Source organism: Shewanella sp. S1-58-MNA-CIBAN-0166 (genome assembly GCF_040310085.1).
GTDB lineage: Bacteria > Pseudomonadota > Gammaproteobacteria > Enterobacterales > Shewanellaceae > Shewanella.
Window position 1 is genome coordinate 133,636 of sequence record NZ_JBEOPN010000008.1, and the last position, 14,925, is coordinate 148,560.

Genomic DNA, 14,925 nt, shown 5'->3' on the forward strand with positions numbered 1-14,925 from the left:
ATCTCTTTGATGACACTTAGAGGTAAACTGATCCGCAATCCACTATCGAATTGAAAAATGATGAAGCCTTATGCCCGTGTTTGTTGAAGTCGCCTTACCCGTCCCGTTACGCAGAAACTTTAGTTATCGTGTAAAAGACGAACAACAAGCGGGATTACAAATCGGTCTTCGAGTCAAAGTCCCTTTTGGTCCTCAACAACTCATCGGCTTAATTACTGCTATTACTGACAGCTGTGACTTAGCACCGCAACAAATAAAACCAGTCACAGCTGTACTAGATGATGCCCCATTGTTACCTGATTCGCTATATAAATTAACCCTCTGGGCCGCCCGATATTACTTTACTACCCAAGGACAAATGCTCAGCCAAGCGCTGCCTGTCGCACTAAGAAAAGGCCTCGAAGCGGCGCCGCAAGCGGTGGTTGAATATCATTTGAGCCCCGAAGGACGCAATGCTGATTCTAGCGTATTAAAACGTGCCCCGGCACAGAAAAAGCTGCACGAGTTATTACTGGCAAACCCCATCAGCCAAGATGAGTTCACCACCCAACAATTAAGCAAAGCGGCATTAAAAGCATTAGAACAAAAACAATGGATTGAACGGCAACAAAAAGTACTCAGCCATGATTTAAGCTGGCGCCAACAGCTTATTATGAATGAGTCACCTCATAAGCTTAATAAACAACAAGCCGTTGCAGTTTCAGTACTCACTCAACAGCAAGGGTTTCATTGCACCTTATTAGAAGGGATCACAGGCTCTGGCAAAACCGAAGTCTACCTCACCTTGCTTGAGACAATTTTAAAACAAGGTAAACAAGCACTGATCCTCGTGCCTGAAATTGGCTTAACACCGCAAACCATTAATCGCTTCAAACGCCGTTTTGAAGTCAATGTTGCCGTGATCCATTCCGGATTAACCGATAATCAACGCCTAGAAGCTTGGCGTCAGGCTCGTGTCGGTGAAGCGGCAATTATTATTGGTACTCGCTCAGCACTCTTTACCCCAATGGCTTATCCAGGGTTAATTATTCTTGATGAAGAGCATGACAGCAGCTTTAAGCAACAGGAAGGTGTGCGTTATCACGCGCGTGACTTGGCAGTAATGCGTGGGCATCTTGAAGATATTCAAGTGGTATTAGGCTCCGCAACGCCATCATTAGAAACCTTACAAAATGCGCTATCTGGCCGCTATCATCACTTGGAACTGAGTGAACGCGCTGGTGCTGCGCAAAAGGTTAAGCAAGGTATTGTCGATATTACCTCGCAACCATTAAAAGCGGGCATGTCGACATCATTAATTAATGAAATGCGTATGCACCTTGATGCGGGTAATCAGGTACTGCTATTTCTAAACCGCCGCGGCTTTGCCCCGGCCTTGCTTTGTCATGAATGTGGTCATTTACATGAGTGCGACCGTTGCGATGCTTTTTTTACCGTCCATCAAGGTCTAAACGAGATTTGTTGTCATCACTGTGGCAATCAATACGCTATCCCGCGCCAATGTCATCAATGTGGTAGCACCATGCTAATGGGCCACGGTTTGGGGACAGAGCAGCTAGAACAAGAATTAATTAAACTGTTTCCCAAATATCCGGTTGTCCGCATTGACCGAGACACCACCAGACGTAAAGGCTCCCTTGAACAGCAGCTCAAAGGGATTTACATGGGTAAATATAAAATTTTGGTCGGCACACAGATGCTCGCCAAAGGACATCACTTTCCAGATGTTACCCTTGTTGGCTTATTGGACGTCGATGGCGCATTGTTCAGTGCAGATTTTCGCGCACCTGAACGTTTTGGGCAGCTATACACCCAAGTGTCTGGCCGTGCTGGCCGTGCAGACAAACCCGGTAAAGTGCTACTGCAAACCCATCAAAGTGATAACCCCATTTTACGTGATTTATTGAAACGCGGTTATGGTGAGTTCGCTCGTACTCAGCTGAAAGAGCGCCAACAGGCACTATTACCACCCGCTTGGCACATGGTATTAATTCGAGCAGAAGCACATTTAGCCGAAGATGCTGATGCGTTTCTCGCCCGCACCAGCGAGCTATTACCACAAGATAAAGACTTTGAAATTATTGGCCCAATTCCGGCGCCACTTGATCGTAAAGCTGGAAAATATCGACGCCAATTAATACTGCAAGCTAAAAGTCGTCAGCGCTTGCAAACCGAATTCGAACGCGTATTAGCACTCATTGAACAAATACCTGAAAGTAAGCGTTGCCGTTGGAGTATCGATCGTGATCCACAGGATTTAATGTAACACAGCGGCATTTTTACTAAGCCAACGGACCCTATATCTGTCATAAACTTCGCTTAGGTTGATAATCAGCATAAAAAAACCAATATTTCCGTTAAAGCAGATAGCAATCACCCCCCATAAACGGCTAAAATATGCGGTTCCGTCATGTCATTCATTTAACGAATTAGTGCAAGCAAACGCCCATGAAATCACATATTGAATCTTTACTAGAACAAACCATCGAATCCTTCAAACAGCAAGGAATTGTGCCGGCTGATTTTCAAGCTCGCATTCAGGTCGATCGCACTAAAGATAAAAGTCATGGTGACTTAGCGACTAACCTTGCAATGATGCTGACTAAAGTTGCTAAAAAGAACCCGCGCGAATTAGCACAGCTTATTATTGATACCTTGCCAGCATCATCTTATGTGGCCAAAGTAGAAATTGCCGGACCAGGGTTTATTAACTTTTTCATTGATGACAATGCATTAGCTAATCAACTACAGCAAGCACTGACGAGCGACCATTTAGGAGTGGCTTTACCGACTAAGCAAACTATCGTTGTCGACTACTCTTCGCCAAACTTAGCCAAAGAAATGCACGTCGGCCACTTACGCTCAACCATCATTGGTGACAGCGTCGTGCGCGCACTCGAGTATTTAGGCCATAAGGTCATTCGCCAAAACCACGTCGGCGATTGGGGGACTCAGTTTGGTATGCTGCTGGCGTTAATGGAAGAGTTACGCGCAGCTAATGGCGAACAAGCCAAAATGGAATTGTCTGACTTAGAAAGTTTTTATCGTGCTGCTAAAGTACGTTTTGATGAGTCTACTGAATTTGCCACTCGCGCTCGTCAACTTGTCGTCGCGTTACAATCAGGTGATGAGTACTGCAATAAGCTATGGCGCGAATTTAACGACATCTCATTAAGCCATTGTCATGATGTATATAAGCGTTTAGGCGTTAGCTTAACCCGCGCAGATGTTCACGGCGAAAGTGCCTACAATGCAGACTTAGCCCAAGTGGTTAAAGATTTAGATGCCCAAGGCCTGTTAAGCGAAAGCAATGGCGCTAAAGTGGTATTCCAAGAAGCGTTTCGTAATAAAGAAGGCGAGCCTTTACCGGTTATTATTCAAAAAGCCGATGGTGGCTATTTATACGCCACCTCAGATCTTGCCGCCATGCGTTACCGCTCAAACGTATTAAAAGCCGATCGCGCCATGTACTTTGTCGATTTACGTCAAGCCTTGCACTTCCAGCAAGTGTTTAGCCTTGCCAAACTGGCTAAATTTGTTCGCCCTGAAATGTCGCTAGAGCACACAGGCTTTGGCACCATGAATGGTGAAGATGGTCGTCCATTTAAAACCCGTTCAGGCGGGGTGGTTAAGTTAGTCGATTTACTTGACGAAGCCGATGTTCGCGCTCTTGAACTGGTTCGCAGTAAAAATCCAGATATGGATGAAGCTACCCTCACTGAAATTGCTCGCGTAGTCGGTATCAGCTCAGTTAAGTATGCAGATCTGTCCAAGAACCGTACCAGTGATTATATTTTCAGTTTTGAGCAAATGCTTAGCTTTGAAGGTAATACTGCACCTTATCTTCTTTATGCCTATACCCGCGTGGCAGGTATTTTTAAACGTGCAACAGATATTGATCTTAGCCAAGCTAAGATTGTGCTCGAGCATGAAAAAGAAAAAGACTTAGGCACTAAACTGGCACAATTTGGTGAGGTGTTAACTCGCATGGCAGACAAAGGCTTACCGCATGTATTATGTGGTTACCTGTATGAGCTAGCGAGTGAGTTTTCGAGTTTTTATGAAGCTTGCCCAGTGCTTGCTGCCGAAACTGAAGCACAAAAGCAAAGCCGTTTATTGCTTGCACAATTAACCGCTAAAACCTTAAAAACGGGCTTGTCGCTACTTGGCATTGAAACCCTAGAGCGGATGTAATCATGAGTCGTGACTACGCAAATCGCAAACCTCGTGCGGGCGCAAAAGCCCGTGCGCCACAACGAAAAAAAGCACCTAAACGCTCTTTTCCTTACTTGGCTGTTTTTGTGATACTCACCTTAGTCATAGGTTTTGGTTATTTCTTATGGTCCATTAATGGCAGCTCCGACTCATCGGTCGTATCTGAGCCAGCTCAACAACCTAAAAAGAAAACGCTATCAACCGCGACCGTAGAAGCGCCAAAAAAAGTGGTCAAGAAAGATCCTAACGCACTGCCACCTAAGCCGCAGGAAGAATGGACTTATCTGGAAGAGCTTGAAAACAAGCAAGTGGAGATAGACTTACCTGAAACAGGTGTAGTGTCTAGTGGCATCTATCAAATGCAATGCGGATCGTTTAGGCAAGAGTCGCAAGCAAATGAAATGAAGGCCAGAATTGCCTTCCAAGGTGCTGAGGCACAAGTGCGCCGCAGCGAAGGTACCAATGGCGTGTGGTATCGCGTGGTATTAGGACCCTATCCGAACAAGCGCGATGCGGAACATAATCGTCATAAGATGCAGAACGCAGGGTTAAATGGCTGCATCATTTGGTTGTGGGAATAACGCTGCTCGTCTGATATTGCTGTATAAATCACTTTAGCCCTGTTCTCTGCAACAGGGCTTTTTATTGTCCATCGCTTGATATCTGTCATTTTGTCCCCATATCCATTTTATCAATCAACAATTGCATTCACCCTAATGACCCGTTGATGTATTAGTGAAGAGGATTTACCGTGACTACTATCGTATCCGTACGCCGCAATAATCAAGTTGTCATCGCTGGTGATGGCCAAGTGTCTCTAGGCAATACCGTGATGAAAGGTAATGCACGTAAAGTGCGCCGCCTATACCACAATAAAGTCTTAGCCGGTTTTGCTGGCGGTACTGCCGATGCATTTACTCTTTTTGAGCGTTTCGAAACCAAGCTCGAAATGCATCAAGGCCATTTATTAAAATCTGCCGTAGAGCTTGCCAAAGATTGGCGTAGCGACAAAATGCTGCGTAAGCTCGAAGCTATGCTGGTCGTAGCGGATACTGAAACATCATTAATTATTACCGGTAATGGCGACGTTGTTCAACCAGAATATGACTTAATTGCCATTGGTTCTGGCGGAAACTATGCTCATGCATCAGCTTTAGCATTACTGCAAAATACTGAGTTAAGCGCGGAAGAAATAGCAGAAAAATCACTGACGATTGCAGGCGATATTTGTGTATTCACCAACCAATTCAAAACTATCGAAAAGTTAGACTACTAATTCGAGCGTTAATAAAGGAACAGTTATGTCTGAAATGACTCCACGTGAAATTGTTCACGAACTAGATGCACATATCATTGGCCAACAAAATGCCAAACGCTCAGTAGCCGTTGCATTGCGAAATCGCTGGCGCCGGATGCAACTTGAGCCAGAACTTCGTCATGAAGTCACGCCAAAAAATATTTTAATGATTGGCCCAACAGGTGTCGGTAAAACTGAAATCGCCCGTCGTTTAGCCAAATTGGCTAACGCACCTTTTATCAAAGTTGAAGCGACAAAATTTACCGAAGTGGGTTATGTCGGTAAAGAAGTGGAACAAATCATCCGTGATTTAACCGACTCAGCAGTGAAAATGACTCGCGAACAGCAAATGAAAAAATGCCGTCATCGCGCCGAAGAAATGGCCGAAGAGCGTATTTTAGATGCCTTATTACCTAAGCCAAAAGATGACTGGGATACCGACAAAAAAGATGACTCTACCACCCGTCAGGTTTTCCGTAAAAAGCTGCGCGAAGGTCAATTAGACGACAAAGAAATTGAGATCGATGTTGCTGCGCCTCAAGTTGGTGTTGAAATCATGGCCCCTCCAGGCATGGAAGAAATGACCAATCAGTTACAGGGCTTATTTCAAAATCTTGGCCAAAGCACCTCTAAACGCAAAAAGCTTAAAATCAAAGATGCTTACAAGCAGTTGGTTGAAGATGAAGCGGCAAAGCTAGTCAATCAAGAAGACTTAAAAGAACAAGCCATCGAGCTGGTTGAGCAAAATGGTATTGTGTTTTTAGACGAAATCGACAAAATTTGTAAGCGCGGCGAAAGCTCAGGCCCAGATGTATCCCGTGAAGGTGTACAACGTGACCTACTGCCATTAGTGGAAGGCTGCACAGTTTCTACTAAACACGGCATGGTTAAAACCGACCACATTTTGTTTATTGCTTCTGGTGCATTCCAGATGTCTAAACCGTCTGATTTAATTCCAGAGCTTCAAGGCCGTTTACCGATTCGTGTTGAATTAGACGCCCTTACCGCTGCTGATTTTAAACGCATTCTAACAGAGCCATTTGCCTCACTCACTGAGCAACATGTCGCCCTGATGAACACCGAAGGCGTCACCATAGAGTTTACTGAATCAGGTATTGAGCGCATTGCAGAAGCGGCATGGCAAGTGAATGAGCGCACCGAAAACATTGGTGCACGCCGTTTACATACCGTGATGGAAAAATTGATGGAAGAGATTTCATACGAAGCTTCTGAAAAGTCGGGTTCTAAATTTGTCATTGACGCTGAATATGTCAATGACCACCTTGATACCTTGGTACAAGATGAAGATTTAAGCCGCTTTATTTTATAACCATTATTTGAATCAAGCGCCCTCCCATTTGGTTATTATTAATGGGAGGTCTCGTGACTTTTTGGTTTATGAATAAACATCACGAATGCAGGTTACAACAATAGGATTAACAGCAAAATCGCGTATGATGATAATCTGCGATTTAGCGTTAATCCTTTTTTTTATAGGTATTCCCATGACCCAATCAACGCCTACCGTCACCGGCATTAAGCTTAAGCGTCAATCTAAGTTACTCGAAGTGACCTTTGATAACGACCAAACTTACAACATCAGTTGTGAAATGCTCCGAGTCTTCTCACCATCGGCTGAAGTGCAACGTCATGGCGACCCAATATTAGTGACGCATAAGAAAGCCGTAAATATCAAAGCGCTCGAACCTGTTGGCCATTATGCAGTAAAAATTACCTTTGATGATGGTCATGATACTGGCTTGTATTCTTGGCAGGTGCTGCATAACTTGTGCAGTAATCAAACTGAATTATGGCAACAGTATTTAGCCCGATTGCGGGCAGAGAAAGGCTCACGAGAACCTCTGATTTCGATGAATATTAAGTATTCATGAATACGGTACGCTTTAACGATAGACGTTGATTTCAATACTATATTTGCATAACTTTACTCATCGCGATCAGCAATTGACACTCAAACGATTATGCTTAGTCATAGTCTTCACTCGTATCGAGGTGTGTATGAAACAGTCAATTCAATTTCCTATGATTAAAGTTATATTGGTCGGATTCGCTATTATCAGTTTAAGTGCTTGTGCCCCTCGTGCTCATCATGGACACGCAAAAGCGCCTACTAATAAAAAGACGGTAACTAAAGTGGTCGTTGTTAAACCAGCGGCATATCGCGTCGTTAATGTTAATAACGTTCATCAAAAGGATGTTGTTATCATTCGAAAACGTTAAATGACTCTACTATAAGTGCCAGCTATTTTGCTGGCATTGTTGAATGATGAACTTAGTTAACTCGTATTAACAATGGCCTGCAGCCACTAACGTCGTGGCGCTTCGCCCACACCAAACCAAGTGCTAAAGTTGCATTTCTGGCAATAAATTTAATCCAAATAAATCTCATTAACCTCGTCATCCCGGCAATGCTTTTGAGCCGGGATCCAGGTGTTTCGTTATGCTTAGCACTTATCCCTGATGGCATACGGCCACTAAGGTCGTAGCGCCTCGCCCAGGCCGGATTTTTCAAACTTCGTTTGAATTAAGATCGCAAGGTTCCACCCTGCACCGGCCAAAAGGGGATCAACAGCAATCCCCTCTTGGATCACCCCTGCCGTTCCGGCAACATTTTCGCTATTTAACCAAACAACAGCAGCGAAAAATTGCGACGGAAATTTATCCAGCTTTTGACCCCATTTTCGTGTTCTTCGGACTTATTCAAAAATGCTAACGCTTCAAATGGGGCGTCCCTTCCCCTCTAACGCTAAGCTCACATCCATGTGAGCTTCACGCTATTTTCTTCAACATCCTCAATAATATGAAACCTGAAAGAGTTTAATCAGTTCTAAACTTTAAATAACTGACAACCATAAATAACGTTAATCGAAGAGATAAAAATCACAGATTTAGATGAGTCTGCGAGTATCCAAAGCATGGAGGTTTTGGATACGTCCACATGGATGCTAATTTTTACATCAAGAGTCGGCGTCTCGTTGAATTATCTACACGATGACCTGCGACTGGCAATTGGTTAAATTGAATTTTTGGACTGCTATTTTAGAATCAACTTCAGGAATGGGGATGAAACCATAGATATCATAATTACTATAAACGTTATCCTTTAAGTACAACTATATTGTTCCATACTCGGAACAAGCATTCTATGCTGTGCGAAAGCACTTTTATATGTTTAAATTTGCCATCGGTAAACTCATAGGAAAAGGTGATATAAATGAAATTTAACCACAAGCTTACTCAGGCAAAACTGAGTGCTGTAACCTTATGCCTTGGGGTTTCATTTGGTATGTCTTTACTTATCGGAAGTACAGATCCTTTTATCGGTCTTATGTTGGGCATAATAACCATCGGAGTTTATATTATGATCTTATCGGGGAAATGGCATTCGAAGAACAAATAAATGATTTTACATCCCAAAAATGTCAGCATTTAATTTAACGTCGCTTGTCATCGGCTTCGGCCCATTTTTCAATAAAGAGTGAAAATGCTAACGCTTCCGATGGTACATCTGATATGGACAGATTCACGAATGCCGTGATGACAGGACAATAAATAACGACTTTTTTACAGTAAAAGATAGCCTGAATCTGATAACTAGAATGCCTTGAAGCACAAGGATGTACGTTAAAGGTCTGCCAGGCTGACGCATTCTGTTGTAAAGAGTCTTCAACATCCTTAAGCTTAATAGTATCAATTACCTGCAGCTGATATGTAAATGAATATCAACATTATTAAACTCACATCGTTATCCCAGATGATTTATTCCGACTATTATCTCCAAGATTGTTTATAAGGACCACATTTAAAGCTAGGTAGCGGCTGTGAGAATACCCGCTCTGAACATAAATTGTTATATTGTTGCCCTGCACACACCATTGATGTTATTTAGCATTAGCCTCATAAAATAAATCTAAAAAGTGACATTATCAAGCGATCGACTCTTCTACAGGCTTTTTAGAAATTGCTCTGTTTGTGCATTTGCAGGATAGTAATGCTCCATCAACAATTCCGAGGCAGTTATGTCTAACGGCGTACCAAATGAAGTCAATGTAGTTAAAAAGCGCAGCGTTTTACCAGAGACCACTATGTCTAAATAGATAAAAGGTTCAGTCGACACGATAAGTGTTTTATCCGCTAATAAATTCGCTACGCCAGGATATTGATATAAAGATTGGATCAATTCATCATGACGTTTAGGGGCGTATTGATTCTCCAGATTCAAGCGTTGTAAAGTGGTTTTAGCCACTTCCTGCCAGTTGGTCATCACATGACGTAAACCATTAGGGTGCATTAGCCAGTGAGCAATATTATCCAACCAGATACATTGCGGGTTTTCAGCCTCCATTAAGGCAATTAATTTATCAAAGCCTTTATTGCGGATCACGACATTCCAGTACCAATCAACCACAATAGCTGGGAATGGTTCATGTTTGGCGACTATAAGCTCAAGAATACTCGCCACTTCCACTTTTTTATTATCACTCAGTGGCGTACGTACATATTGTTCAGCAAAGCCTGCTAACGTGATCAGTTCATTACGGTTTCTTAAGGGCAAACTAAGTACTTCACACAAGTTCATGACCATTTCTTTACTGGGTTTGGCGCGACCCGTTTCAATAAAACTAATATGCTTAGTACTTACATTTGCTTCTAATGCTAAATCTAGTTGGCTCAAACGACGACTAGTACGCCAAAAGCGTAACTGCTGACCAAATTTATTCATGATGACCCTTGCTAACGTTTTATAGGACTATGTTACCGCGATTTAAATCAATGAACATTACCTCTGAGGTAATCGCTTTTATTACATGTAAATATCAATATAGTTTACACACACAACAAAGAGTAAAAGCGATGACTAATTTTAGAGTGGCATTGTTAATATCATGGATATTAATTATGAGCATAACGGCTTACGCTATCGTACAAGCCGGTCCTAATTGGCCCGCTATCTATTTTGGGGATTTATTTTTAGGTAATCCTTGGCGCCAGCAGTTTAATACTGATTTTTTAATTCACTTATTCATTTTATGTTCATGGGTGTTTTGGCGTGAAGAATCGAAACTGAAAGGGGCAATTTATGGATTTTTGAGCATTATTATGGGCGGTATGTTTGGCTTTATGTACATCCTTTATGCATCATATCAAGCAAAAGGAAATGTTAGTAAAATCCTGCTTGGTCACCATTGGCATAAGTTAAAGAAAGAAACATAACTGTATGTTTTGACAGGCTCACCGTAAATTATCTTATTGCTAAATATTACATTCTAACAAAGCAATATCTAATCCTACATAACTAAACACCAAATAAAAATGCCAGCATTTCTGCTGGCATTTTTGATCAACTGTTAACTCGTTTAAGCTTAAAGCGCGGCTTGGAAAATCACGCTGTCGGCTTTCTTAGTGTAAGAATCGATTTGGTCGAAGTTCAAGTAACGGTAAGTATCAGCTGCTGTTGCATCTAATTCTTTAGCGTATTCTTGATACTCTTCTGCTGAAGGTAAACGACCCAATAACGCTGCTACTGCTGCTAACTCAGCTGATGCTAAGTATACGTTTGCGCCAGTACCTAAACGGTTAGGGAAGTTACGTGTAGAAGTTGATACTACAGTAGCACCTTCTGCAACACGTGCTTGGTTACCCATACATAGAGAACAACCAGGTATCTCGATGCGGGCACCAACACGGCCGAAGATTGAGTAGTAACCTTCTTCAGTTAATTGATCGCGGTCCATCTTAGTTGGTGGTGCAATCCATAAACGAGTTGGTAGCGTAGTAGCAAACTTTTCTAACATCTTACCGGTAGCACGGAAGTGACCGATGTTAGTCATACAAGAACCAACAAACACTTCGTCAATCTTAGTTTGTGCAACGCTTGATAATAATACTGCATCATCAGGATCGTTTGGTGCACAAAGGATTGGTTCTTTGATGTCGTTTAAGTTGATTTCGATAATTTCAGCATATTCTGCATCTTTATCTGCTTCCATCAACTCTGGCTTGGCAATCCACTCTTGCATCGCAGTAATACGACGTTCAATCGTACGACGATCGCCATAACCTTCTGCAATCATCCACTTTAACATCACGATGTTAGAGGTTAGATATTCAATGATTGGTTCTTTGTCTAGCTTAATGCTACAACCTGCAGCTGAACGCTCAGCAGATGCATCAGATAATTCGAATGCTTGTTCAACTTTAAGTTTTTCAAGACCTTCGATTTCTAATACGCGGCCAGAGAAAGCGTTGATTTTGCCTTTCTTCTCAACCGTTAGCAGACCCATTTCAATGGCTTTTAATGGGATAGCATGGACTAAATCACGTAAGGTAATACCGGGTTGCATTTCGCCTTTAAAGCGCACTAGCACTGATTCAGGCATATCAAGAGGCATGACACCTGTTGCAGCAGCAAACGCCACTAAACCAGAACCGGCAGGGAACGAAATACCAATAGGGAAACGAGTATGTGAATCACCACCAGTACCTACGGTATCTGGTAGTAACATACGGTTTAACCACGAGTGAATAACCCCGTCACCTGGACGTAAAGCAACACCACCACGGTTCATAATGAAATCCGGTAGTGTGTGGTGAGTCGTTACATCAACTGGCTTTGGATAAGCGGCAGTGTGACAGAATGACTGCATGGTTAAATCAGCACTAAAGCCTAAACATGCTAAGTCTTTTAACTCATCACGTGTCATAGGGCCGGTAGTGTCTTGTGAACCTACAGAGGTCATCTTAGGTTCGCAGTATTGACCAGGACGAACACCTGATACGCCACACGCTTTACCAACCATTTTCTGAGCTAAAGTATAACCTTTATCAGAAGCGGCGATATCTTGTGGACGAACGAATACCTTCGATGCTTCAAGACCTAAGGTTTCACGCGCACGGTCAGTAAGGCCACGACCAATGATCAACGGAATACGACCACCAGCACGAACTTCATCTAACAATACTTCGGTTTTAAGCTCAAATGTAGAGATCACTTCATCAGTGCCGTGACGCTTAACTACACCTTCATAAGGGTAGATATCGATCACATCACCGGTCTCCATTTGATCAACGTTGAGTTCGATCGGTAATGCACCCGCATCTTCCATGGTGTTGAAGAAAATAGGCGCAATTTTGTTACCTAGACAGAAGCCACCAGCACGCTTGTTAGGCACAAAAGGAATGTCATCACCCATAAACCATAACACTGAGTTAGTGGCAGATTTACGTGAAGAACCCGTACCAACAACATCGCCAACGTAAACTAAAGGAAAACCTTTAGTTTTTAACGCTTCGATTTCTTTGATTGGGCCAACAACACCTGATTCATCAGGCACAATACCGTCACGCGCATTTTTTAGCATTGCTAATGCGTGTAATGGAATATCTGGACGAGACCATGCATCTGGCGCTGGAGACAAGTCATCAGTGTTGGTTTCACCAGACACTTTAAACACTGTTAATGATACTTTGTCAGCCAATTTTGGACGGTTTAAGAACCAGTCAGCATTGGCCCAAGCGTCGACAACTTGCTTAGCAAAGTCATTACCCGCTTGCATTTTTTCAACAACATCGTGGTATGAATCAAACATCAACAATGTATTTGAAAGTGCTTTAACAGATAGAGGTGCTAGTGCTGCATTATCTAGTTGGTCAATTAGCGGCTCAATGTTGTAACCGCCTTGCATGGTGCCAAGCAGTTTAACAGCGTGTTCTGCGCTTAAGATAGGAGATGACACAGTGCCTTTAGCGACTGCATCAAGGAAAGCGGCTTTAACGTAAGCAGCTTCGTCTACTCCTGGTGGAATACGATTTTCGAGCAAGTCGAGGATGAACGCCTCTTCACCTGCTGGTGGTGTTTCAAATAACTTAACCAGTTCAGCCACTTGTTGTGCATTTAATGGCTTAGGGACTACGCCCTCTGCAGCACGTTCTGCGACGTGTTTACGATATGCTTCTAGCACGGCAACATTCCTCTTTGTTTGGCGCCTAACGGCGAAACTCAGCGCCACTATGGTTACGCTGATAATTCCACTGGTTCGGGCTTGAAATCCGACCTCCAGTATACTACAGCTTTATAAAAGTATGAATCAGCTCACACTCTCAGAGGTATGAAATCAACGCGATTTATCAACCTAAAAATCAATTTAGCGCTAAGTTGAATAAAATAAAATTAGACAATAGTTTGAAACAGACGGAAAAACATTTAAATACATTAACTTATACAGCACCCACTGATTAAACTATATACAAAAAGATATCCCCTTTTTTAGATGAAATATTTTTTAAAAAGTGTGTTTTGATTGTGTCTAATCAACAACAACGTAATAATTAACACTTTACGTTGTGCCGTTTATGGAGTCAGTATTGTGTCAAACCAAATAAAAGCCGTTATTTTTGATATGGATGGAATTTTAATCGATTCCGAACCGGCTTGGCAGTTAGCCGAGCTGACGGTGCTAAATAGCTTTGGGCTTAACCTCAGTCTTGAAGAAGTAGAACAAACCACAGGCTTGCGTATTGATCATGTTGTTAGCTATTGGCACCAACGTTTTCCGTGGCCGAATTACGACAATACAGCTACAGCGAATACCATCGTTAATGAAGTGGTAAGCCAAATAAAAGCCAATGGTGAACCGATGCGAGGCGTTATTGAGTCGCTAGAGGCGTGCAAACGTTTAGGGCTTAAAATAGGGTTAGCCACCTCGTCATCGTCATTAATTATTGAAGCCGTGCTGCGTAAACTCGATATTGGCCATTATTTTGATGCGATTGAGTCAGCTGAAAATCTCGATTATGGTAAACCACATCCTGAGGTATATTTAAATTGTGCTAAAGGGTTGGGCATCGCACCGGGACAATGTATCGCAATTGAAGATTCGTTTAATGGCTTAATCGCCGCGCGGGCAGCCAGTATGCAAACCGTGGCAATTCCTGCGCCTCACACTGCTACACAAGCTAAATGGGTGATTGCCCATCATCAGCTAGCTCACGCAGGATTATTACCCGCGCTGCTAGAGGCCTAGGCCGCTACGCGGATAGTCCGCTGCGCTTCTAGAGCGGACTTCGTCCTGCTAGGGACAGCTTCGCTGCGAGGACGATAACAAGCGATAACAGCGAACGCTGCGCTCACGGATAGGGCACTCTAGGCTTTTGGCTCGATTGTTATCTCTCATCATCGCTTGCCACCGCTCGTCACCAAGATTTTATAGCCTCTAGCCGCGTAGCGCTCTAGCCACTAGGCTTTTAGCTCGATTGTTATCTCTCGTCATCGCTTGCCACCGCTCGTCACCAAGATTTTATAGCCTCTAGCAGCGAAGCGCTCTAGCCACTAGGCTTTTAGCTCGATTGTTATCTCTCGTCATCGCTTGCCACCGCTCGTCACCAAGATTTTA

At 43.0% G+C, this 14,925-nt stretch carries 11 protein-coding genes; 9 read left to right on the forward strand and 2 right to left on the reverse strand.

Annotated features, from left to right (window positions below):
- Positions 1–70 precede the first annotated feature (70 nt).
- The 7 genes from priA to AAEY99_RS07350 all read left to right on the forward strand — a co-directional run bounded on the left by priA (position 71) and on the right by AAEY99_RS07350 (position 7,753).
- The gene (gene priA / locus AAEY99_RS07320; RefSeq protein WP_350978979.1) at positions 71–2,266 is read left to right on the forward strand and encodes a primosomal protein N'; all 2,196 of its coding nucleotides are present in this window, start codon (positions 71–73) and stop codon (positions 2,264–2,266) included.
- Positions 2,267–2,448: 182 nt separating this feature from the next.
- Positions 2,449–4,194, forward strand: coding sequence for an arginine--tRNA ligase (gene argS / locus AAEY99_RS07325; protein WP_351009838.1), 1,746 nt, complete (start codon positions 2,449–2,451; stop codon positions 4,192–4,194).
- Between the two features lie 2 nt (positions 4,195–4,196).
- Positions 4,197–4,796, forward strand: a complete 600-nt coding sequence (locus tag AAEY99_RS07330) for an SPOR domain-containing protein (protein WP_101087707.1) — start codon at positions 4,197–4,199, stop codon at positions 4,794–4,796.
- 170 nt (positions 4,797–4,966) lie between these two features.
- Positions 4,967–5,491 (forward strand): ATP-dependent protease subunit HslV, encoded by a 525-nt coding sequence (gene hslV / locus AAEY99_RS07335; protein WP_101087708.1) that lies wholly within the window; start codon positions 4,967–4,969, stop codon positions 5,489–5,491.
- A gap of 25 nt (positions 5,492–5,516) precedes the next feature.
- Complete coding sequence (gene hslU, locus AAEY99_RS07340) at positions 5,517–6,842, forward strand: ATP-dependent protease ATPase subunit HslU (RefSeq protein ID WP_101087709.1); 1,326 nt, start codon at positions 5,517–5,519, stop codon at positions 6,840–6,842.
- A 175-nt stretch (positions 6,843–7,017) separates the two neighbouring features.
- A complete protein-coding gene (locus tag AAEY99_RS07345; RefSeq protein WP_011639181.1) occupies positions 7,018–7,404 on the forward strand; it encodes a gamma-butyrobetaine hydroxylase family protein in 387 nt (128 codons plus the stop codon).
- 127 nt (positions 7,405–7,531) lie between these two features.
- The gene (locus AAEY99_RS07350; protein WP_350978977.1) at positions 7,532–7,753 is read left to right on the forward strand and encodes a hypothetical protein; all 222 of its coding nucleotides are present in this window, start codon (positions 7,532–7,534) and stop codon (positions 7,751–7,753) included.
- A 1,723-nt stretch (positions 7,754–9,476) separates the two neighbouring features.
- Here the strand turns inward: AAEY99_RS07350 and AAEY99_RS07355 are convergent.
- Positions 9,477–10,256: a helix-turn-helix domain-containing protein gene (locus AAEY99_RS07355; RefSeq protein ID WP_101087712.1), complete on the reverse strand. Its 780-nt coding sequence runs from the start codon at positions 10,254–10,256 to the stop codon at positions 9,477–9,479.
- A 50-nt stretch (positions 10,257–10,306) separates the two neighbouring features.
- Here AAEY99_RS07355 and AAEY99_RS07360 point away from each other — a divergent pair, with 50 nt between their 5' ends.
- Positions 10,307–10,747, forward strand: coding sequence for a hypothetical protein (locus tag AAEY99_RS07360; RefSeq protein WP_197708460.1), 441 nt, complete (start codon positions 10,307–10,309; stop codon positions 10,745–10,747).
- A 149-nt stretch (positions 10,748–10,896) separates the two neighbouring features.
- On the opposite strand, the gene acnB is transcribed toward AAEY99_RS07360, so the two are convergent.
- The gene (gene acnB, locus AAEY99_RS07365; protein WP_101087714.1) at positions 10,897–13,494 is read right to left on the reverse strand and encodes a bifunctional aconitate hydratase 2/2-methylisocitrate dehydratase; all 2,598 of its coding nucleotides are present in this window, start codon (positions 13,492–13,494) and stop codon (positions 10,897–10,899) included.
- A 402-nt stretch (positions 13,495–13,896) separates the two neighbouring features.
- On the opposite strand from acnB, the gene hxpB reads away from it, so the two are divergent.
- The gene (hxpB, locus tag AAEY99_RS07370) at positions 13,897–14,556 is read left to right on the forward strand and encodes a hexitol phosphatase HxpB (protein WP_351009850.1); all 660 of its coding nucleotides are present in this window, start codon (positions 13,897–13,899) and stop codon (positions 14,554–14,556) included.
- Positions 14,557–14,925: the final 369 nt, after the last annotated feature.

Excerpts from the sequence above, each read along its gene's own strand:
- priA (WP_350978979.1), top strand. The coding sequence starts at position 71 with ATGCCCGTGTTTGTTGAAGTCGCCTTACCCGTCCCGTTACGCAGAAAC.
- argS (WP_351009838.1), top strand. The coding sequence starts at position 2,449 with ATGAAATCACATATTGAATCTTTACTAGAACAAACCATCGAATCCTTC.
- AAEY99_RS07360 (WP_197708460.1), top strand. The coding sequence starts at position 10,307 with ATGAACATTACCTCTGAGGTAATCGCTTTTATTACATGTAAATATCAA.
- AAEY99_RS07330 (WP_101087707.1), top strand. The coding sequence starts at position 4,197 with ATGAGTCGTGACTACGCAAATCGCAAACCTCGTGCGGGCGCAAAAGCC.
- AAEY99_RS07350 (WP_350978977.1), top strand. The coding sequence starts at position 7,532 with ATGAAACAGTCAATTCAATTTCCTATGATTAAAGTTATATTGGTCGGA.
- AAEY99_RS07345 (WP_011639181.1), top strand. The coding sequence starts at position 7,018 with ATGACCCAATCAACGCCTACCGTCACCGGCATTAAGCTTAAGCGTCAA.
- AAEY99_RS07355 (WP_101087712.1), bottom strand. The coding sequence starts at position 10,256 with ATGAATAAATTTGGTCAGCAGTTACGCTTTTGGCGTACTAGTCGTCGT.
- hslU (WP_101087709.1), top strand. The coding sequence starts at position 5,517 with ATGTCTGAAATGACTCCACGTGAAATTGTTCACGAACTAGATGCACAT.